Here is a 21,475-nt window from a genome sequence, read left to right as displayed (position 1 = left end):
TATTTATGGAATTTTTTGAATATTAAAGACGAACAGAATCTCCATAACTACCTTTAGACCTTTCATTATTTTGATGTAAATATGCTAGTTTCTGGTGCAAAGATAAAATAAAAACCAGTAAAACACATATATTCCTAACAGAATTGCATTTTATGCTGCAAGTTCAAACAATTGATGCATAAATTCTTTCTGGTTTTGGATAGACTGGTCCCGTAAATCTATCTGTTCTTTTTTAATCATATGCATGGCTTCTACTCCAGAAAGAATGGATGTAGCTGTGTCAAAAGATTTAAGACCTAGCATAGAACGGATTCGCTTCTTTATAAAGCGATGATCTTGTTCTACTATGTTATTCAAGTACTTTTGTTGTCTAAGTCGCATATCGCTAGGTATGCTTTTTTCTTTTTTTAACTGCTCAATTGCTATCGGATAAGCTGGATTCTTATCGACTGTTATCACACGTGGCTTTGAAACATGAAAAGACCGCAAAGCTTTCTTGAAAAGCGCCTTGCAGCCTTATGATCTCTTGTTTTATTTAGACAAAAATCGATTGTGTTTCCGTTCGAATCAACAGCACGATACAGGTACATCCATTGACCTTTTACTTTGATAAATGTTTCATCGACTCTCCAATATACAGTATAATGGGATAGTTATTGTGTATTGGCATTAAGAGGAGCGTCCTGATTAAGCGCTTTTCTTTTTTTATAAAATAGCTCCAAATTACTTGGACACATTTACCAGTTTATTAAACACAAATATCATGTTAAAATCCCTTGTGAATACGACATAACTTAACTTGGTGAAGCCCTGTAATATTTCCTATGGGGCTTCTTTTTTTACAAGCAGTTATTTAATTACGCTGACTACCTTATTGTGCAAAATAACGATTTTGTTCACTTTTTTGATACATTTATAAAACATTCATATGTTATCTTCAGTAAGTTCTATTTCCTTTATAATATTTTCTGAAGTATACCAACGAACGAAGCCTAAAAAACTCTAATGAAGTGATGAAAAATTAGCATTCATAAACAATGAATACAGTTTAACTCTTCAATTCTATTTTCACAGATTCATATATTCTTCTAAAGTCAGTTTTTCCTTATATATATTTTCAGCAATATCTCCTACGTAGCGTACATGCCAAGGTTCATAAGCATATCCAGTAATATCTTCCTTACCTTTTGGGTAACGAATGATAAACCCTGCACGATGTGCGTTATCTTTTAGCCATTTGCCTGCCTTCGTATTTGCAAAGGCTAGCTCTAGTTCATTGTTCGCGCTTTTAGATGAAACATCCATTGTTAACCCTGTTTGATGTTCGCTATGCCCTGGCTTTGCAGAGAAGCGATCCGTATGCTCTTGCCCATTCTTTTTAACATTGCTGGCATACAGGCCTTTTTGATACTCATAGGAACGAAATCCTGACACAGCATTCAACTGTATACCATCTTGCTTAGCTAAAAAGAATAGTTTTTCTAACGCTTCCGCTGCTTCTTTACGAAGGTGACTCTTTTCTACCGTTCCACTAAATGAGAAGGGTACGTTTGGTACAACTAAATCCTCTGGCTTATAGTTTTCTGGTAAACCATATTCCTTATTTACTACAGCCTGTATACTTGAAAAAGAGCTTGCTATCTTACTTGAAGTCCCATTATGCTTATGCTTACTATTTTCTTCATTATTTATGGAGTCATGGTTTGTCTTATATGGTTCTTTACCAATAGATACATTAGTGTAAACGATAAAGATACCTAATATTACTACTATACAAGTTAAGGTTCCTACTAATTTAAGTCTCATCATTCATTTCCTTCCTGCAACACCTACTGTTATTCATTCATCATACTGTAACCATGTCAAATCCATATTAATTCCCTGTGAACTTTTCTTCATAGCATATTTCTTAATTGATTGATAGTATATCTTCCCGTACTTTTGACACCCTTAAAATATCAGTTCTATTCATACGTGTAGAAAAATAATCTAAAAATTTGTATAATAAGATAAGAAGTGTAGCATTCTATTATAGAAAGGTCTTGGTATAATGCTAGGTATTGATGTAAAAAAAACAAAAGAAGAGTTAATAATTTCATGGCAATTGGCGGAGGTTACAATCCCGTTACGTGAGGTGCTTGAGGTTACCGAAGATGCTACCTATGCGGGAGTTGAAGAACCAACTGCAATCCGTATTGGAACAGCATATGGGACAACTGACCGTATATTAATTAGAACTGTAAAACAAAATTATGTATTATTTACTACAAACAAAATTTCGATTTTAAAAGCTATTCTTGCTTAAACATGGTCATATAAATAGACTCAAACAAAGTTCGAATAAAGCAAAGGAGAGAAGTCATAGAATAGACTCCTCTCCTTTGCTTTAATTGAAATGAATATTATAATCCATACTCATTTCAGTATAGCTTTTATAACCTAAGAACATCTTTCTTTTTTGATTCTGATATTACTAATCAAATTAAGACCAAATCCACACATCATCATTATTTTGAGTGCTATTGTTTACCTCATGCACTTTTTCGATATGATCCACTGTGTTGTAATTAATAGAAATGCCGCCCCAGCCTACATACTCCATATCAATTTTCACTTTCTCACCTGTTTTAAACACTTGACCCTTTGTTAAGAACACGTCAATAACGTCTTTCTCTCCATTTTGTGATGGATACTCAACTACGACATATTTAGTCGCACTTTCTTCCATCGTACCTACTTCTGATACTTCACCAATTACATAATCAGGTGAGCCATTTTCTTTTAAATGCATACCTAATTTGTTTGTCGTATTCTCAACTTCTGTTGCAACCATATACTCCGTAAAGTTACGCATCATAGATCCAGTCGCTTTTACTTCGTCTCCTACTTTCACATTTGAAAGATTTTCTATATATACACTAACTGGTTCTGCGTATTGTTTAGATTTCACTACAATCACACCATGATCCACTTCTACTACGTGTCCTTCTAACGTCGAGAAATTCGTTTCAATAGAAGCTGCACTCGCTTTTGTTGCTTCTAATCCTGGTAGATTCGTTCCTGATAATGCTGCGAACCCTAAAGCACCTGCTAAGATTAATTTTTTCATACCCATTCGATAACATCTCCATTCATGATGATTGTATTTGTTTGATTGGTATCAACCAACCTGTAATCAGTATAGTTACACCTCGTGCGGAATTGCAACCATTTTAGGCATGCAATCTTGCATATCATTATCCCAGAATATAAAAATGAGAGCTCACGGGCTTTAATTTTAATTAATTTATTTTATTGTGAGAGCCTTTCTACATTTGAAATTATCAAAACCAAACTTTAAAAAAGTTAATGAATTAAAGGACATAATATATTAGTCATATATACTATGCCCTTTGTTATTCAACTAACGCACCCGTTAGCTTAATAAAATCACTACGTCTATTACTTCAAATCAGAGGATAACATTCCATATACAAGACTATCTGTCCATTCATTTTTACTCCAATAATCTTGTATGAAATGGGCTTCTTTTCTCATGCCTATTCGTTCACACAATTTTTGTGAAGCTATATTACGTGCATCAAGATTAGCTTGTATACGATGTACATTAAATTCATCAAATAATTTAAATACCAAACTACTTACTGCTTCAGTTGCCAAACCTTTCCCAGCTACTTCATTTGAAAAACAATAACCAATCTCAACAGTGTCTTTCATATCTGTGTACCATACGGAGAGATCACCTACTACATTAGTCTTGTATATGACTGCCAAACTTAAATTTGATTCTGTAGTGAGTACATTGTTTGCTAGCTTCTTATCAAATCTTTCCTTCATATCTTCCTGAGTCCACTTATTATGTAAAAGGTACTTACATGTATCATCATTATTATAAATAGCAAATACATCCTGTAAATCAGTACCCTTAAACGGTCTGATTATTAATCTTTCTGTTGTGATTTCCAAGTTAGTTCTCCTCCCTTACATTCATTCTACAAATCATTTTTTATAGTAATTAAAACTCCTTCTTAGATTTCATCTATTCAGTTGTCAATATTTTTTCTTAATTTAATACATTATTTAAATTTAAAAGGCAAACGAACGGTTACGACAGAATTTTAAATAGCCTTGCAACGATATAAATGTAGCAAGGCTATTATATTTTTATGTGAAAATTAAACTACTTTATTATGACTTTAAATATACACTTTCAACAAAATTATCAAAATAATGATCTTTCCTATATAAAACTGCCTCTATATTCGCAATTAGATTCTGCCCATGTAAAATATCAATTGGAAGTTAAAATATCTTTATTTTTCTTTTTTCCCTCCTTTCCAATGTCCCTTAACAGGAGTACCATCTGCTCTAGTATACCCTGGTACCCAAAATTCATTGTCATATGTTTTACCTTCAACGTTCCATCCTCCTTTTGTATGTTGTTTTTCTGTATTTGTAACATGTTCGGCTGCATGATCTATTGCTATATCCAACGTTTTAACTAAAGTGTCTGCAGATCCATTAGGTTTCTTTGTTTTGTTCGCTAATTTTTTTAGTATTAGTTTTGATCCAATCTGTAATAATGGAACCCCAACTTTTTTGAGAGGTTCTTCATGTTTTTTAATAAGTTCGTATCCTTTTCCAATTAAATGTGTGAAATAGTTTGATTTGTTTTCATTTGATTCTCTAATTAATTTAAAACTTGGCTTTAATTCCGCGTTATTCTCTAATGTACATTTATCTGTATATCCTTGAATTTTTTTTCATTTTGGTTATCAATTTGATTAATATTGATATTATTTGTTGTACTTATTCCTCTTTTTGATTCGCATTTAACAACTTCATTTAACTTTAAATCATTAAATGAGAGCGGATAAATCGATTTCCCCTTAATTTTATCCACTGATTTTTGAGCATTATTTAGCAATTGAAATACTTCTTTTCTACTTGTAGGAATATTAGATGTTCTTTTACTTGGTAATTCTTCTGTTGCTACATAATGTAAAAAATCATACGTGATTGTTGATAAATCAGTACTTGTAAACTCTGGTTGTAGGATTTTTTTATTTGGATATTCCTCTTGTAATTCTTGTTTTCTTTTCTTTTGCCTTTTATTTAATTTTGCTGAATTTTCTTCACTCAAGACGCCATATGCATCATAAAAAGCAATCTCTCTTTTCTCATCACATATACGTTTAAGCTGATTGAGCAGATAATCTGCACTACCTGTTTTTACGTCAGGACCTGGATAGCAATTGTAATTATCCCAAACCTTAACAATATGTAATAAATCGCATTTGGAGGTGGGATCCGGATTCACTATTGTCATCACAACATTTCCTTCATTTACAAAAGTATTGTAATTAAGAGCTATTATCCATTCTGTAAAAAAACCTTTCCACCTTGAATAACTAATCCCTTCATACTGGTTATTATGATTAAATTTAAATTTTAAAGTATCTAATGGTGAAAAGATTTGTGAGACTATCTCTTCAGCTCTTTTTTCAGTCAAATTATTTTGGTACTTTAACATTGCTACTTTAATAGCTTCTTTATATGGATCGGGTATAATAAATTGTTTAGTTAATAAAATACAAATTTGGTCTCTTTCTTCTTGAGATAAAATAGTGATTTCCTCTTTCATAATACCCCTGCTTTCAAGCTATCTAATCATAAAAATAAACCAATATCTAAATTAATATTGGTTTATTTATCCTATTTAATTATTAATTTTACAATCTCTACAATGAAAGAACAATAAATTATCTGTAAACAATGTAAAAATATATAATTTGAACTCCATACCTTCTCTCTATTGGTAATAAGAAGGTAGTAATACTGTATTAGTCCTCATTTCTTTCATGCATCTCTATTTTTTTATTTAGTAAATCTTTACCCCAAACTTGCATTGCTTCTAATACAGGTATAAACTTCTTACCTTGCTCTGATAGTGAATATTCTACTTTTGGTGGAACAACTTTATACACTCCTCTAAGTACTAGCTCGTCCTCTTCAAGCTCTCTTAATTGTCTAGTTAAGATTCCTTTTGAGATACCAGGTAACAGGCTACTAATCTTTTAAACTTATCACGTTCCCCTACATCCATTTCTAACTCTACTTCTTTTCCCACTGTCGCATACTTTGCGGTAAATGCTGCTCCTTCTAATCCGAATGGTTGGAGCCCTAGTCTTGGATGATGTACTTCAGGCGTATCAATCCATAGAAATCTCACATCCTCTACCTTACCGTTTGCTAACTTCACGCGAAACGTATCACCGTCGATCTGTTCCAGTATCGTAGCTTTGATGATCCTATTAGCGTTTTGTTTCTTTCTCTCCCCAGGTACTGGGTTCATCGCCTGCTCGGCCAATTCTGGATACTGTAGTTTTCCCGTAAACTCTTCTTTTTTTACAGGTACCGCTGCTTCATAACTATCCTCTTCTCTCTTATTTTGCTCTGTTTCGCTTCCTTTCTGCTGGTCTTTCTCCGCTACATTTCTTGTAACGGGAATTCCAGTGTCATATTTGCTACTACACCCTGTTACCAATCCTAAAATCATGCATAATGTAGAAATGAACCATAAAAATTTCTTTATCGTATGCCTCCCTCTCTTCTTGTTTTTCTTCCCTTACATCATAATGAGATTGGAATCAGTGTTTGAAAAACTATTGATTTCTATGATTGGACAAAGATTTATGTATAAATCCATTGCTTAACTCCTCTATTCTTTCAAACGGACTTTTTATGATATGTATGCAGGATTCACCCATACATATACCGAAACCCCAATAGGGAATCATTCCACTAATTACCATTCCTATTTCATACCATTACATTTTGGAGGTTAAACAGGATGAAAAAAAAGAAGTTACAAAAATCAGCATTTTCTTTTACCCTACTCTTTTCTTTAGGTATTTCTTCTTTTCCGCTTACAACAACCATTCATGCGGATACACAAGGGGTACAAACTGCAGAAAAGAAACAAGTCTCTTTAACGGAGCGTACGTCATTATTTTTTGACTATCTCCAGCAAGGTAAATATGCAGAAGCACTTCAGTTGACGTCTGCTGCTTTTCAATCCAAGTTTACGGCAAACATATTACAAAACTGGTGGACACAAAGTGGCGGGAGTATGATTACAAGCATGGGGACACCTGTTATTAAAGAACGAAACTTAGTCCACCAAACGGTTGAAATTCCAGGAGCTATCGAAGGAACTACTATTCCACTACTCCTTAAATTCACACCTGGTGGTAAAGTTGATGAAGTTGGCGTAAGGACGACACCAGATAAATCTTATACCATCCCGCATCCTAGCTATGACCAACCTGATTTCTACCAAGAACGCGAAATCGTCATTGGAAATGCTACATACCCGTTACCAGCCACATTAACGGTTCCAAAACATAAACCTGGCGAAAAAGTGCCTGTTGTTGTTCTTGTTCATGGTTCTGGTTCGCAAGATCGTGACAGTACAATTATGGGAACTAAAATCTTTAGAGACCTTGCAGCTGGTCTTTCATCAAGCGGTATCGCAGTGTTACGTTACGAGAAACGTTCCTTAGAACACGGTTTTAAAATGAGTGCAGAACCTGCTACATTAGACCGAGATACTACAGATGATGCCATATATGCAGCAAAATCAGCAGCGCAGCAGGAAGGCATTGACCCAGATAACATTTTTATTCTCGGACATAGCCAAGGAGCTGGCACCATGCCGCGCATACTAAGCAAAGCAACTTCATCACTTGTAAGAGGCAGTATTTTAATGGCACCTCCTGCACGTCCTTTTACTGACATGCTCCTTGATCAGTATCAGTACCTCGGGGCACCTAAGGAATATATTGATGAACTAAAAAAACAATTCGCTTATATCGAGGATCCTACTTTTGATCCAGTTCACCCACCAGCTGGTTATAATTATCCTTTTCCACATTTCATGTACGATGTGACTCGTTGGCGTCCAGTTGAAGAAGCGAAATCACGAAAAGAGCCATTACTGATTCTGCAAGGCGCACGTGATTATCAAGTAACTGTAAAAGACGAGTTTACGAGATGGCAAGAAGGGCTTTCAAGCCGCAGTAATGTTCAGTTCAAAGAATATCCGAAATTGAATCACATCTTCACGGAGGGCGACGGAGAATTCAGTCACCCTAGTGAATACGAAGTCCCTTCCAATGTTCCTGCGTATGTCATCCAGGACATAGTTACATGGGTCAATGAGACAAAGAAATAAGAAAACAACAAAAGCCATCATGCAATCATCATTGCGTGATGGCTTTTTTGATATTAAAACATGTCATATCAGAAATTAATCGCTTCTATAGTAATGTATGTATTATTTTTGAGGTTTTCTTGCAAGTAAGTACATCCTAGACTTGATATTTTTACAGCACTTATTTGCTTCATATCTTACTATTCCTGGTCCGTCAGTGCAACAATACAAGATTTATTTCGATATGTAAGAATGCATATTATTTCTCTTGGATGTTATGATATACTCTCTTTGTAAGCTGATACAAAATTTCTTTAGATTGGAAAACTAAAACCTCATTAACCCAAGTTGGGGGCGCCATTTGGCGTCTTTTTTTAGTTTTGCTCCATAGGCATTTTGCTTAGATATTGAAGTAACCCCAAAACAAAAAATAAGCTGACCTTTTGGAAATTTATGTATATCATTTTTGAATGCGGGAGTTCCATCTTTCAAAACTAACCTATTAAATAGGGTTAGATGTATAAACTATATTAATATCGGAATACTCTCGACTTGGGGTTACCGTAAATGCTTTCTCCTAATCATCCATATTGATAAATGACTTACTTCTGATCAATTTGCCTTTGTTGTTCTTCGTTTAAAAGGAGCTAGTTTTACATACGATAAAGCACTAAAAAACTGTGCACAAAAACCTGCATGGTAACAAGTTTTTGGCACAGTTCTATTATTTAATCCCTTTCATAAGTACCTGAATCTTTGGAGCCATGAAATATAAAATAACACTTAAAACAATGGATATTCCGCCAATTACACCGAAATAAATAATCTCTGTTTCAGGATTATATAATCGAACAAGCTGCGCATTGATAGCTTGTGCAGATGCACTCGTTAAGAACCATAAACTCATTGTTTGAGCAGAGAACGCTGCTGGTGCTAGCTTTGTAGTAATAGATAAGCCGACAGGTGATAAACAAAGTTCCCCGATTACGACTAGAAGGAAGCTAATGATTAACCAAATTGGGCTAACAAGGGATTCGGTACCATGGATATATGCAGGAATAATCATCACTAAGAATGATAAACCAGCAAATAATAAACCGATAGCAAATTTATTTGCTGTACTTGGTTGGCGTGAATTCAGCTTTACCCAAAGCCAAGCAAATACTGGTGCTAGTAAAACAATATATATAGGGTTTAAAGATTGGAACCATGAAGATTGAACCTCAAATCCTGCAAAGTTTAACTGCGTACGTTGATCAGCATAACTAGCTAAGATGATTGCTCCCTGCTCTTGAATCGCCCAAAACATTGTAGCAGCGATAAATAATGGTATGTAAGCAATTAAGCGAGATTTTTCAACTTCTGTCGTCTTTGGACTACGGTACATAAAGACAAAGTAGCCTGTTGGAATTAGAATACCTAAGATACTTACAAGTAAAGTAAATCGATCAATCGTTAAAATACCTGTTGGAATTGTTAACACACAAACTAGTGCAATTGCGATAATACCAATACTAAACTGTATAAGGACCTTTTTTCTTTCCTTGTCTGTTAAAGGATTTGGTACTTGCGTTCCTGCTAATCCTAGATTTTTCTTTTTCGTAAGAACATACATAATTAATCCAAATAGCATGCCAATTGCAGCCACACCAAAACCTAAGTGAAAGTTATACTTTTGACCGAGTGTTCCAATCACAAACGGAGATAATAGTGCTCCTAAATTAATACCCATATAGAAAATACTGAAACCTGAATCACGACGAGTATCTGTTTCACTATATAAATCACCAACAATACTAGATACATTCGGTTTTAATAACCCTGTTCCAAGTACTAAAAATACCATTGAGATAAATAGTGTACTAACCGTTCCTGGTAGAGCTAATATGAGATGACCGATCATTATTAAAACGCCACCCCAAAATATTGTTCTACTTGAACCTAATAGGCGGTCAGCAATCCACCCACCAATAATGCCTGACATGTAAACTAAAGAACCATAGATAGCCATAATGGATGCAGCTGTGGCGTGATCCATCCCTAAGCCACCTTTAGAAATGGAATAGTACATATAGTAAAGTAATATTGCTCTCATTCCGTAGTAAGAAAATCGCTCCCAAAATTCTGTAAAGAATAAAGTAAATAGTCCTTTGGGATGTCCAAAGAAACCATTTTGCGGAACGGTGCGAATAATATCGCTTTTGTTAAGCTTCTCCATAAAAATACACTCCTAATATACAGATGTAATGATGTTTATTAAGTATATAACAAAAAAAAGAAAATTTAAACAAATATCAATTAGTTAAATGATTAGATTTTTTAGAAAAAAAAAATTATATATTGTTTTTAATGTTGATTTCATTTAAATTATATAATATAGATATAATAATTCGAATGTTAATACTGTATAAATATAAATACAAATGTAGGAGGATTTACATATTGTCAATGAAAGTCATTACCATAGAAGATATTTATCAAGAAATATTGGATGGAAAACGGAAACGATTCCCTCCGAATACTTGGAAAGAAGATATGGATAATAAGCTCGCCCGCAGAGTAATCACATATTTATTACACAATATCTTAAAATGGGATAAGGAAGATATCAGAAAAAAATGGAACACTCAATTACTTGTAAAGTATAAATTACGAGGATTACTTAAACATAGATACGAAAATAGCCCTTTTAAAGCAATAAATGATTTATACCCAAGTGAGTTTAAAGAATGGGAGTTTGGTATGACTCCTTTAAATTTTTGGACGAAAGAAAAGGCATTAACGATTTTGAGATGGATGATTGAAGAAAAAAAAGGTTTATCGAACGAAAAGCTCCTACGCCTATACGGCAAAAAATGGTTGGAGAAAAACAAACTTAGTGCCCCTCTGGCTATGTACTGGAATAGTAGTCCGTTTGCAATGATTAACGACTTGTACCCTAGTCGTTTTAAAGAATGGGAATTTCTCATGACGCCCAATAACTTCTGGACAAACGAAAAAGCATTAGAAGCATTGAAATGGACCATTGAAGAAAAAGAAAAATTAACGCCCGAACAAATACTGGATGTATACAGTATAAAATGGCTAAAGACTCACAGATTAGCATCTCCATGTCAATTAATGTGGGGAAATAGTCCATTTAAAATGATAAACGACTTATATCCAGGTCGCTTTAAAGAATGGGAATTTAAAGTTACACCAGTTGGCTTTTGGTCCAAATGTAAAGCACTAGAAGCATTAAGATGGACCATTGAAGAGAAAGAAAAACTGGATGAAAAACAGCTATTAAACGTATTTAATCAACGATGGCTCATAAAACAAAAATTACGGACACCCTTACAACGCTATTGGAAAGGAAGCCCCTACGGGATGCTTATTGCTTTATATCCAAATCGTTTTTCTAAAGGTATGAAAGGGTATTGTAATAATTAAAGTGGAAATGTAAGTATGCAGAGACGCCCTTTGGTGTCTCTTTTTGAAATCCTATGTAAGTACATTCTTATGTGCCTATCGCTTTATTTATTGAAGAAAGTGAACCTATTATATTATTTCCCAATCCATCTCGTCAAAGCCATACCAAGAAACCCAGCACCCATCCCTATCAGCCACCCAGTTTGGGCGCTCCCAAACATAAATCCCACTCCCGCGCCAAGAAACGTACAGCCCACGAATACTAACCCTTCGGTGCCCCAGTTCATTCGTTCCATACTTCATCCCCACCCTTTCTTTACAACATATGCTATATGCAAGCTAAACTTTCTAGCTTATGAACTGTTCATTTTCTCGACTATAACTATATGTTTCATATCCATTACTTACAGGTCCGAATGTCCTTTTTACATCAATTCGTCACTTAACTTTATTGGTTACTTTTTTCATCTCATAGGAGATTATTTCTCAACACATAACACATGGAACAAAACTACCAGTAATAGTAATATAAAGGTACCTTCAGTTGTTAACTGTTGTTCCCTTTTTGAAAGTCCTGTCAAAATACAGGACTTTTTAAATTTACTTCCTACTAAATCGGCCTTTTCGTTAATATCCTTTCACCTTTACATTGGACAATTAAACGATATTGGTGGAGATTCACCAGATTTTAAGTTCCTCTTTCCTTATTAAACTACATGCTTAAATATGTGGTTTTCAACTTAGATTCGAATAACAAAATGTTCACTTTTTCGATACATTTATGAAACATTCTTATAATATATTAATTATATTCTTTTTATAAATCGCATCGTTCAGTAGAAAAGTTCTAGTCCCTTCTAGGACTTTTTCATCTGCAAATAGTATGTTTGTCAGTTCTTTCGCACATCATTGTATAGACAACTATATGATTAACTATTATAATAAAAAACGATTTTATGTAGTATCATATACGACTTTTTCTTTACTTTTAGGAATCTTACTCAATTGAAGGGTCATTTTTTTGTTCAAATAAAATATCTATATAGAGATAACGACATTCAAGTAAGTATTTGATAAATTTCGAAGAGGATATGCTGAAAAATAAAGATTGTATATCCTTTTCATTAATTTCTCTACCTGATAAACCTTACAAATTTGTAATACTATTGTCACCTTAATTGATAGTAAATTGGTTAATGTTGGTTTATTATACAGACTGTTGACCATATTTAATACAACATCATTGGTAGGTGTCACTTAATGGGAAGAAACTTATTACGCTATGGAATTATAAGTATAGCCTTTATTACCATCCCTATTGTATTTATACTTTTGGCGTCAGCTCATTTCATTCCAAAAGAATACAATGAGGAATGGCCAGAAGTAAAAAAGACTGCTGAACTAGTAACTATCGGTTACTTCAAAAAAGAAAGAAATCTCGATATTGTAATCGAAACAATTAAACCATCAGAAGAGTATAGAACACATGAAATTTATCTGCATGGACATGTCATAAACAATAAACATCAAAAAGTTTCTGTTATTGTTAATTTTAGTGATAACTATTCCATTAGAGATATAACTGAACATAGTCTTAAAATAAGGAGTATTTAACTTATGTTAAATGCTCTTTTTTGCTTAACACTTTTGGTCAATTAAATAATTACTTGGATTCTACAGTGGATCACTCTCCCTTTTTCAAGTAAATCGGCACTTCTAAAAAACAACTTCCTACGAACATTGATTTTTGTCGAAATAATTTTTAGAAAATTCTATTTTTAAGGAGGTTTTACAAAATCTTACACAGAATTAATCGTATACCGTATGAATTTGGTAATTTTTTACGATTTGTTTCATTTTATCTACCACGTTTAGACAAAATAGAAAAAACAAAGCAAAAAGGAGAGGTATAGTTTGAAAGGAAAACTTGGATTAACGATTGTAGGATTATCTGTCTTTAGTTTTGGTCTTTTTGGTGTAAACATTGGAGATGGCGGAGTTGTAAAAGCTGAACATGGAGAAACTTTTGCTCCGAAATTAGAGTCGCATGGGGATTCATGGGCTCCTGCTTATGATCACGGAAGACCTCCTATTTCATCATACAACAAAGGAGATACTTGGGCTTCTTCCTTTACAAATACACATGGGGAAGGAATGGCTCCTAAAAAAGAGACTCATGCAGATTTAATCGCTCCTTCGCTAGAATCTCATGGTCATACTGGTGGAGCTCCTGCTTTAAACCGTGGGGAAACACCTGTTCTGACACAAGATACGCATGGACATTATCCAGCTCCAAAACTAGAAGCAGATGGGGACCATGGCGGGGCTCCTTCTAATACAGAACCTGGCGAAGGTATCTAAGTTCCCAAAAGGCGATCAAATTAAATTTTAAATGAATCGTATACCAAAAGAAATCCATTTTACGTAACAAATATGATGTATACGCATGTTTTCTAATGTGATACACTGTACCCGAGAGAAATCTCTACTACATAAGTGGTTTTCAAGTCTAAAAAATACACCTATTAACTAGGTGTATTTTTATTTCTAACTCGTTTCTTTCTTCTCATCCTCTTTATGACTTCCCATTTTTCTATTGTATATACTTCGGGATTGTAGTCATGCAACATACGAAACGGATTGTTCTTCCAAAAATTATGTAAGGGCGTTAATTAGCCATTTGCAACAGCCCACTTCGTATCACATGTTACTAATACATCTTCCTCTGCCATCTTATATTTTTCCTTCAATAATATATGTAAAACCTCAAGCGCAGTTGATTTATTCCAATATCCTTCTCGCACTCTTAGGAATAATAAAGATATTTAATTTCATCTTCAGAAAAGTAATAACCTCCCATCAAACATTGTGATAGGAGATTATTACTTTTAGTTAACATAGATTTTTTGTTTAAATGTTATATCTGGGCTGTCTATACTCTCTGGTGTTATCTCAACAATATGGTTAACAATATATACACGTACCCCTTTACTATGTTCATACATACTATTTAATGTCATTTGTATAACTTCTCTTGTCCACATTTTTAAATTTTTATATAATATTTCACGTCTTTACTTATATGCGATTAAGATATATCGGAAATAGAAAAACAGCGTATTCGCTACCTATCCATATTTCTCGCCTCACAGTGATTCCTTTATATTATTTTATTATATTCTCCCCTTTTAAATCTATTTATTTATATGTATAATTATAAATAACAACTAACATTTTGAATCGAGGTGACAATCATGAGGAATTTTAGTTCATTATTGATCTCTACTATCTGTTCAACAATCCTTTTAGTTTGGAATGCCTTTTCTTTCTACACTGGATTCACAGCAGGACATATATACTACTGGGTTAACGGAATCATAGCCTTGGTTTTCCTTCTATTCTTTATCCTAAACATGCGAGATATTATCAAGAAAGACTACAGAACATCAGGAAAATAGGAGTTGATACTTATGTGGAAAAAGATTAATAATTATAAGTTTCATCTAAAAGATTTGAAATTTATGACTTGGCTATTCCCGATTATCGGTTTATTATACGCTTATGAATTCTTCTCTGGTTTAATGTTCTACCAGGAGGTTCGTTGGCTCAAGTTAATATGCATGGCAATAATGATTATAGGATTTATTGATATTAGAAAGAAGCTTAAAAACAAAGATTATAGAGCTGCTTGAATTTACAAACACTCTTGAACTCATTTTCAAATCATGGCATTATAGTTTCGAATCTCACTGAATTAAATCAACATCTAAAATAGTACATTAATAGAATTGTTTTTACTAGCTGTACATGCCTACCTGTGGCAATAGTCTCAGGTATTTTTTCGTTCATTGTATTTGTTTGTTTTGTTATCTTTCCTTAACAACAAATAAGACGCCGCCCAAATCAAGGCAGCGCCTACTATAATTCCTATACATTTAATCAAAATCATTTATCCTCACATTATTTATTTCTTTGCTTCCATACCCTATTCTCTTTACGAAAAGTATTCTTTCCATTCATGAAGTCAGCTGTGTTACCAGGAATGCTATATTTCTTATTCTTTTTCTTAGACTTCTTCTTCAGCCTTTTCTCTTCTTGGATAGCTTGCAAATCCACCTTCCATTGTTTCAACAAATCCTTTTCACGTCGCATCGAATTTGTACCCCTTGGTTTAAAATGTGAACCAGATAATTAGATTCTACCTATTCATATAGATATCCTCTAATCCAATGTACCAAGTTATGTTTTTCTTTTTAAATAGACCAACAATATATTAAAATATTCTATATATCCAAGGAGGTTTGTCATGCTCAACTTTCATAAAGAATTACCCCTATTAGGATTCTTTTTGTTTTTATACAGTTTTATTGGTATCATCTTTTTATTACTATTCCTGAGCGTGTAGTAACAATGCAATGCGTATACATATATGTTTAATGTGTAAATTCTATAAAAAAAGTAAAAAGCACCTCTGCTGGATGATTAATATATACTATATATTAATTAGGAGAAAACATTTGGTATAATATAAGTGTTTTATTATATGTGTTTTCTTCAAGCCGTCTTAGGAGGAAAGCAGTTTTTTATTTTTTCAATAGTACTTACTAACTATTTCTGTTAATATTTAGTTACCGATATGTGTATCAACCGGCCTGTGCTTCTGTACGGGCTTTTTTGATGCTTTCATGCTTCGTAATACCCAGGAACCTGTCTTAGTATTCGGGAATTCTACTAGATTCCCGAATACTAAGACAAACAAAAGCCTGCCCTATTAACTCTATAAAGACACCATTGCAAACATAATCCCTTATAGCTTCTATAGATTCTCAACTTTTCATAATATTTATGAGAGTTTTTTATATTCATATTTCCGTAAAATCTTTATATAACGTTTTAATATATTATGTGTTAAACTTAAAACATTCCAAGAAGTCCTTTACTTTTAGAATCGACAATTCTTCAATACCCTTAGTCTTGCCCTGCATCCCCTGCAGGGCTTTTATCATTTAGCTAGAATTGATAAAGCCTTTTGTAGATTTCTTCAACCTTATCTGTGCTGTTATTTATATCTCTAGCTCTTAAATTCTTTGTGAGCCACAAGATTTTCTTCCGTTCATATTCATCTCTCTGCTATTTATTCGTTATTTTCCATCCTTAATAATCCGTTTATTGATGCGTTCCATAACTTTATCCTTAGTTAGATTTTCAATAGCAACCTCTATTTTCCTAAAATTCAATCAAATCTTTATAAATTTCTAATGAGTATTAATTGATAGGAATCCCACAACATAAAATGGAATTTATTCTCAAAAGTTATTAATTATTCTATCTGTCAAACTATTAGTTTATCTCTTCTTCATATTTTAATTGTTTTTTGACCACGATCAAACAAATAAAATACACAAATAGGTAAGGAGCATTAGTATGATTATACAAGAAAAATTATCTTTTTCAGATCTAGATTCATTAGATTCAACTACAGACTCCATAATGGATGCGTTTAAAGATCTTTATGGAATACTTCCTGATGAAATTGCAGTAAATAATGAGACGTTTCCAATTCGTAATAAGCCTGCTATTACTGAACGTTATGGTCACGCTTGTTATAAAATGCTGGGCCCTTTTATATTTCGAGACCTTGAAGAACCTTCAATAAATGAAATAACCCTAAAGGAACAATTTGTATATAATCCTAATAATGAAGAAAAAGAGGTTGTAGTGACAATAAAAGAACAATGGGCCAATATACAATCTTGGACTTCGAAATCTATTACAGGTTTAACTTTAAAATCAGATCTTATTATTGCAGGTAAATTTCAATCGGGTAATGAATTTAATATTTCAACTTTTGTAGGCGAAAGTAATTCCAAATCAACTCATATCTCTCCTTCAATTGAACATTCTATTAAAGTGCCTCCAAATAGTAAAATCAAAATAGCAATGATAGGAACATTAATTACTGAGGTTCTACATTTCCAATCAATTATAACAGTACAAGGCATGTTTGGTGCATGTTTTCCACGTATGGTTCGTGGACATTATGTTGGGTTTAAAAGTGCCGGTCACATCCTAAATAAAACATTTGGAATAATGGAAGGATCTATTAACAATACAATACTTCAGGATATTGAAATGGATATTAAAGGAATAGAACCTTATTCCTATAAACAAAAAGTGATCAAATAGTAAAGTTGAAAAACAAAAAATATACTGTTTTTTGATTCTATATCATATATAGATCATTAGAATAAGGAAAGGGAAAAATTTATGGCTAATCGTACTTCAAAATCACTGAATGGGGGAAAATCAATTGTCAAACAAAAATGAGTTAAGTTTTTTCATTATTAGATTAGTATTAGGGTTAACTTTTTTTGCTCATGGACTCACAAAATTTCAAGATGGTATTCATAATACAGAAAATTTCTTCAACAGCCTAGGAATATTCGATTGGCTTGCATATCCAGTAGCAATTCTTGAACTAGTGGGTGGAATTTTAGTTATTCTAGGGCTTGGTACACGAATTATTTCAACCTTATTTTCTTTACTTATAGCCGGAGCTATTATTACTGTGAAATTTGATCAAGGATTTATAGGAGGGTATGAATTTGATTTATTATTATTGGCTGTTTCTTTATTTTTTGTAGTAAATAACAGCCAATCTATTTCATTAGATAAATTCCTATCGAATCGTAATAATAAACAACAACAAACTCTATAAACATAAAGTTTCTCCTTAACACGTAAATTTTTATTTTGCGAAGAAGCTTATTTATATGAATTACTCAATTTAGATCCGAAAAAAATAAAAAGAATCCCTTATATTTTGAAAAAGTTTTTTCAAAATATAAGGGATTTATAATTTACTTTTAAATTATTGTATAAAAGGACTTCAACTTTTGGTTACATAAATACCTTCTTATCTTTTTTAAAACGCTCTGTATGCATTTTCTCAGTTGTTAATACCACTTTCTGTGGAATCTTATATAATGGTAGTTTATCTTTACAGAACTCTCTTAATCGCTTTCTAAATTCATTTACACTTTCATTTGTACTTAATTTAACCACAGCCTTAACCATTTGCCCTGTGATTGCATTTTTTTCACCAACAACAGCAACCTCCTCTACTCCATCCATTAGCTGTATTACATTTTCAACTTCAGCTGGAAATACTTTTTCTCCGCCAATATTTATAATCTCTGATTTTCTTCCTAAAATTTTAATATAATCTCCATCTACTTCCACCATATCTCCTGTCATAAGCCAGCCATCTTGAGTAAATGGACTTGGAGCATTAATATAACCAATCATTGTAGACATTGATTTGATCTGCAACATTCCATCCACTACTCTTGATTCAATATTCTTATCGCTTAGTTTGATCCACAATGAATGATTCGATTTAGATTGTGAATATAAAACTCCATATTCTGACAATCCATACATTTGTGTAATTTTAACTTGAGGGAATATTTCGTTTATTTTACTTAGTGTAGCCTCAGGCATAACTTCTGATCCATAAGAAATGGTCTGCAAACTATTTAAATTATACTTTTTATAAACCTCACTCAGTATAAGTAGATTTATAAAAGTTGGTGATGCGGGTAAAGCTTGTACTTGATGTTTCTCAATCATGTTACATACACGATTAGGGGTACGATCATCAATAATTACCAAACACCCTAAGCTGGAAATAATTTGGAATATAGTATTAACTCCTCCAATGTGATCAAATAACATAAATGGTATAACACGTTTTGCACTCCTTGCGACACTGTACTTCTTTTGAAGTAATGTAAAATCATGAACAATTGCTTTACTGCTTCCGGTTGTACCAGATGAAAACAATACTAATCCTGGATGTTTTAACTTTTTCAGTTGTAATAATAATTCATTTTGAATGTAATCCCTTTGTATATTGATTATTTCAAAGCTTCCCCTTTCAACTTTAATTACATTTTCTAATTCAACTATTTCATAGTATTCTTTCTTCTTACTGTCAACCAATGAATTTAATATCGGTACTACAGTACATCCTAATTCAATAAGTGCTAAAAACATTGCTATAGAGTATGGAGAATAATCCGCTTCCAAAGAGACTATTGTATAATCCATCTTTCTATGTTCAATTAACTCCCTTGTATAAATCTTTATTTGATTTAGAAACCACTCATATGTGTAAGTTTTATCCTCCCAAACAATAGCTTCGCATCCTTTATTCATTTCAAATCTTTCAAATAAAAAATCAATATGCATACCTAACCTCCTTTTAAATTTTGTTATGTTAATGATTTTAATTGTTCCTGGCATTCTAAAATATACGCAACTAATGCTTCTATTGTTTTAAATGGGCTATTATGTTGTGACATTGTATCTAAATTCACCAAATCAACTGATAAACCCAATTCATCTTCTAAGCCTTGTTCAATACTTACCAATAAAGATACCAGCCCTAACGAATCTAAATACCCCTCCCAATCATAAAGATGTGCTTTCAAGCCTTTTTCAAGATCAATTTTATTTTCAAGATTTTCATTCACTTCTTCAACACAGCACAATACGATTTGAATAATCTTTTCTTTATTTGTATCTTCCAAGTAAATACACTCCTTTTTATAAATCATCTTTTTACTATGAAGATTTCCTTCCGGCAATTGTAGTAGTATATAACATGAGCACTTAATACCCTTATCCTTCTACTGATAAAGTTTGTAAGTATACGTAGTAGCCTTAATCTACTTCTCTCAATTATCTTTTCCCTATTAAGACTGAAGACTATAATTATGTTGCAGAAGAAATAAAATATTCTCATGTAAGACACACTCTCTATTAATAATATCCATCATTATCAAATTAAAAGATTCGAGATCACTTAAGTTACTATCTTTTTTTAATAATTTAATATGTGCAATCTTATACAGTCTTTCCCATGATTGTTTTATATCCATTAACTCACTAGTAATATGAATAAATTTATCTTTAAATAACTCGTTCATGTCTATAAGTAAGTCATATAAAAAATATCTACTCCATCTCATATCAAATAAACATTTCAAATACAAAGGAAACATATTTCTTTGTTTATGAAAATCTTCATTTATATTTTCTTTAAGTTCAAGGGCCGCAATCTTACCAAAATAATATATCTTATTGTTTTTTTGCATAACTAAACCCCGAACATACTCACTTGATATTTTTTTTAGTGTTCTCAAAAAAACATCTTTAAGATTTTCCATGCTTATTTTTTCCTGTATAATCACATCAATTGATGAGTAAGATGAAATTCTTTCTATACCTTTTGCTTGAGCCAATTCAGGTATAGCTTTTCCTCCTTTCCAAAAAGAATGAAACTCCTCCATTGATATCTCACCTATAAATTTATTAGGAACTGGATCTTGAACAAATACTCTATCTTCTGTAAGTTTGTTAATCGCGAGGTAATGGTCTGTAACATATTTATCCGTATGGACATCTATATGACTTTTTATAAATTTTGGGTTCAAATAATCATTACTATATGGTAGGAAAAAGGTGCTTCCTAAGGCAATAAATACTTCTTGACGATTCAAACATTCTTTTATATATTGAAGCCCCTTTTCGAAATTAGAATATACATGTTTCTCCATACGAAATGTTTGATTATATTCTAACAACTGTGTATATCTTGCTACAGAAGGTACCGATGTGATAGTATCCATACGAAATGCCGGTATACTATATAACTCTTCATTCGCTATTAAACTCATGTAACTAATGCTACCCATACTTTTTAATTTATCGTGAAGAATTGGTATATAGCATGAATAATAATAAGGGACATCAAAGGTTGGAATTAATTCTTTCATTTTCACT

21 protein-coding genes and 2 pseudogenes are annotated in these 21,475 nt (G+C 32.6%); 9 read left to right on the top strand and 14 right to left on the bottom strand.

The window, feature by feature from the left end:
* Window positions 1–150: 150 nt before the first annotated feature.
* Window positions 151–632, bottom strand: a pseudogene (locus DOS87_RS13230) (IS6 family transposase); the annotation flags it as partial.
* 436 nt (window positions 633–1,068) lie between these two features.
* Entirely contained in the window at window positions 1,069–1,806 is a 738-nt protein-coding gene (locus tag DOS87_RS13225; RefSeq protein WP_208730381.1) for a M15 family metallopeptidase, read from the bottom strand.
* 244 nt (window positions 1,807–2,050) lie between these two features.
* Here DOS87_RS13225 and DOS87_RS13220 point away from each other — a divergent pair, with 244 nt between their 5' ends.
* Complete coding sequence (locus DOS87_RS13220) at window positions 2,051–2,305, top strand: SunI/YnzG family protein (RefSeq protein WP_184121628.1); 255 nt, start codon at window positions 2,051–2,053, stop codon at window positions 2,303–2,305.
* A 177-nt stretch (window positions 2,306–2,482) separates the two neighbouring features.
* On the opposite strand, the gene DOS87_RS13215 is transcribed toward DOS87_RS13220, so the two are convergent.
* From DOS87_RS13215 to DOS87_RS13195, 6 genes and pseudogenes are all read right to left on the bottom strand, one after another.
* Window positions 2,483–3,115 carry a hypothetical protein gene (locus tag DOS87_RS13215; RefSeq protein ID WP_184121626.1) on the bottom strand — a complete coding sequence of 211 codons (633 nt, stop codon included), beginning with the start codon at window positions 3,113–3,115 and terminating at the stop codon, window positions 2,483–2,485.
* 326 nt (window positions 3,116–3,441) lie between these two features.
* Window positions 3,442–3,966, bottom strand: a complete 525-nt coding sequence (locus DOS87_RS13210) for a GNAT family N-acetyltransferase (RefSeq protein ID WP_098852672.1) — start codon at window positions 3,964–3,966, stop codon at window positions 3,442–3,444.
* A 347-nt stretch (window positions 3,967–4,313) separates the two neighbouring features.
* The gene (locus DOS87_RS30165) at window positions 4,314–4,493 is read right to left on the bottom strand and encodes a hypothetical protein (protein WP_261795674.1); all 180 of its coding nucleotides are present in this window, start codon (window positions 4,491–4,493) and stop codon (window positions 4,314–4,316) included.
* Between the two features lie 233 nt (window positions 4,494–4,726).
* Window positions 4,727–5,644 carry a hypothetical protein gene (locus DOS87_RS13205; RefSeq protein WP_261795672.1) on the bottom strand — a complete coding sequence of 306 codons (918 nt, stop codon included), beginning with the start codon at window positions 5,642–5,644 and terminating at the stop codon, window positions 4,727–4,729.
* 199 nt (window positions 5,645–5,843) lie between these two features.
* Window positions 5,844–6,065, bottom strand: a pseudogene (locus tag DOS87_RS13200) (winged helix-turn-helix transcriptional regulator); the annotation flags it as partial.
* On the bottom strand, window positions 6,035–6,355 hold the full coding sequence (locus DOS87_RS13195) for a thermonuclease family protein (protein ID WP_261795689.1): 321 nt from the start codon (window positions 6,353–6,355) through the stop codon (window positions 6,035–6,037). The gene DOS87_RS13195 and the pseudogene DOS87_RS13200, both read right to left, overlap by 31 nt.
* A gap of 498 nt (window positions 6,356–6,853) precedes the next feature.
* Here DOS87_RS13195 and DOS87_RS13190 point away from each other — a divergent pair, with 498 nt between their 5' ends.
* Window positions 6,854–8,236, top strand: coding sequence for an alpha/beta hydrolase family protein (locus DOS87_RS13190; RefSeq protein WP_208730343.1), 1,383 nt, complete (start codon window positions 6,854–6,856; stop codon window positions 8,234–8,236).
* 703 nt (window positions 8,237–8,939) lie between these two features.
* Here the strand turns inward: DOS87_RS13190 and DOS87_RS13185 are convergent.
* Window positions 8,940–10,433 (bottom strand): peptide MFS transporter, encoded by a 1,494-nt coding sequence (locus DOS87_RS13185; protein ID WP_071715014.1) that lies wholly within the window; start codon window positions 10,431–10,433, stop codon window positions 8,940–8,942.
* Window positions 10,434–10,609: 176 nt separating this feature from the next.
* Here DOS87_RS13185 and DOS87_RS13180 point away from each other — a divergent pair, with 176 nt between their 5' ends.
* Entirely contained in the window at window positions 10,610–11,647 is a 1,038-nt protein-coding gene (locus DOS87_RS13180; protein WP_395939007.1) for a DUF4046 domain-containing protein, read from the top strand.
* Window positions 11,648–11,760: 113 nt separating this feature from the next.
* Here DOS87_RS13180 and DOS87_RS30160 read toward each other — a convergent pair whose 3' ends face one another.
* The gene (locus DOS87_RS30160) at window positions 11,761–11,883 is read right to left on the bottom strand and encodes a hypothetical protein (RefSeq protein WP_255285307.1); all 123 of its coding nucleotides are present in this window, start codon (window positions 11,881–11,883) and stop codon (window positions 11,761–11,763) included.
* A 1,003-nt stretch (window positions 11,884–12,886) separates the two neighbouring features.
* Between DOS87_RS30160 and DOS87_RS13175 the strand changes: the two genes are divergently transcribed.
* From DOS87_RS13175 to DOS87_RS13165, 4 genes are all read left to right on the top strand, one after another.
* On the top strand, window positions 12,887–13,240 hold the full coding sequence (locus tag DOS87_RS13175; RefSeq protein ID WP_088070564.1) for a phosphoglycolate phosphatase: 354 nt from the start codon (window positions 12,887–12,889) through the stop codon (window positions 13,238–13,240).
* 300 nt (window positions 13,241–13,540) lie between these two features.
* The gene (locus tag DOS87_RS13170) at window positions 13,541–13,987 is read left to right on the top strand and encodes a hypothetical protein (protein ID WP_184121618.1); all 447 of its coding nucleotides are present in this window, start codon (window positions 13,541–13,543) and stop codon (window positions 13,985–13,987) included.
* Window positions 13,988–14,880: 893 nt separating this feature from the next.
* A complete protein-coding gene (locus tag DOS87_RS30155; RefSeq protein WP_151527333.1) occupies window positions 14,881–15,084 on the top strand; it encodes a hypothetical protein in 204 nt (67 codons plus the stop codon).
* A gap of 12 nt (window positions 15,085–15,096) precedes the next feature.
* Window positions 15,097–15,318 (top strand): hypothetical protein, encoded by a 222-nt coding sequence (locus DOS87_RS13165; protein ID WP_097996848.1) that lies wholly within the window; start codon window positions 15,097–15,099, stop codon window positions 15,316–15,318.
* Between the two features lie 268 nt (window positions 15,319–15,586).
* Here DOS87_RS13165 and DOS87_RS13160 read toward each other — a convergent pair whose 3' ends face one another.
* Complete coding sequence (locus DOS87_RS13160) at window positions 15,587–15,778, bottom strand: hypothetical protein (RefSeq protein ID WP_151527332.1); 192 nt, start codon at window positions 15,776–15,778, stop codon at window positions 15,587–15,589.
* Between the two features lie 1,272 nt (window positions 15,779–17,050).
* Here DOS87_RS13160 and DOS87_RS13155 point away from each other — a divergent pair.
* A complete protein-coding gene (locus DOS87_RS13155; RefSeq protein WP_151527331.1) occupies window positions 17,051–17,812 on the top strand; it encodes a hydralysin-2 in 762 nt (253 codons plus the stop codon).
* Between the two features lie 124 nt (window positions 17,813–17,936).
* A complete protein-coding gene (locus tag DOS87_RS13150) occupies window positions 17,937–18,344 on the top strand; it encodes a DoxX family protein (protein WP_184121616.1) in 408 nt (135 codons plus the stop codon).
* A gap of 182 nt (window positions 18,345–18,526) precedes the next feature.
* Here the strand turns inward: DOS87_RS13150 and DOS87_RS13145 are convergent, their stop codons facing one another.
* The 3 genes from DOS87_RS13145 to DOS87_RS13135 all read right to left on the bottom strand — a co-directional run bounded on the left by DOS87_RS13145 (window position 18,527) and on the right by DOS87_RS13135 (window position 21,474).
* Window positions 18,527–19,879: an ANL family adenylate-forming protein gene (locus DOS87_RS13145; protein WP_184121614.1), complete on the bottom strand. Its 1,353-nt coding sequence runs from the start codon at window positions 19,877–19,879 to the stop codon at window positions 18,527–18,529.
* A gap of 23 nt (window positions 19,880–19,902) precedes the next feature.
* Complete coding sequence (locus DOS87_RS13140; protein ID WP_000390267.1) at window positions 19,903–20,220, bottom strand: hypothetical protein; 318 nt, start codon at window positions 20,218–20,220, stop codon at window positions 19,903–19,905.
* A gap of 165 nt (window positions 20,221–20,385) precedes the next feature.
* Window positions 20,386–21,474 (bottom strand): cysteine peptidase family C39 domain-containing protein, encoded by a 1,089-nt coding sequence (locus DOS87_RS13135; RefSeq protein WP_151527328.1) that lies wholly within the window; start codon window positions 21,472–21,474, stop codon window positions 20,386–20,388.
* Window position 21,475: the final 1 nt, after the last annotated feature.

The sequence above is a fragment of the Bacillus sp. CR71 genome (assembly GCF_003429245.1).
In the GTDB taxonomy this organism is placed as follows: Bacteria; Bacillota; Bacilli; order Bacillales; family Bacillaceae_G; genus Bacillus_A; species Bacillus_A thuringiensis_S.
The sequence above is the reverse complement of the archived record's forward strand: the minus strand, read 5'-3'. Positions and strand labels throughout refer to the sequence as shown.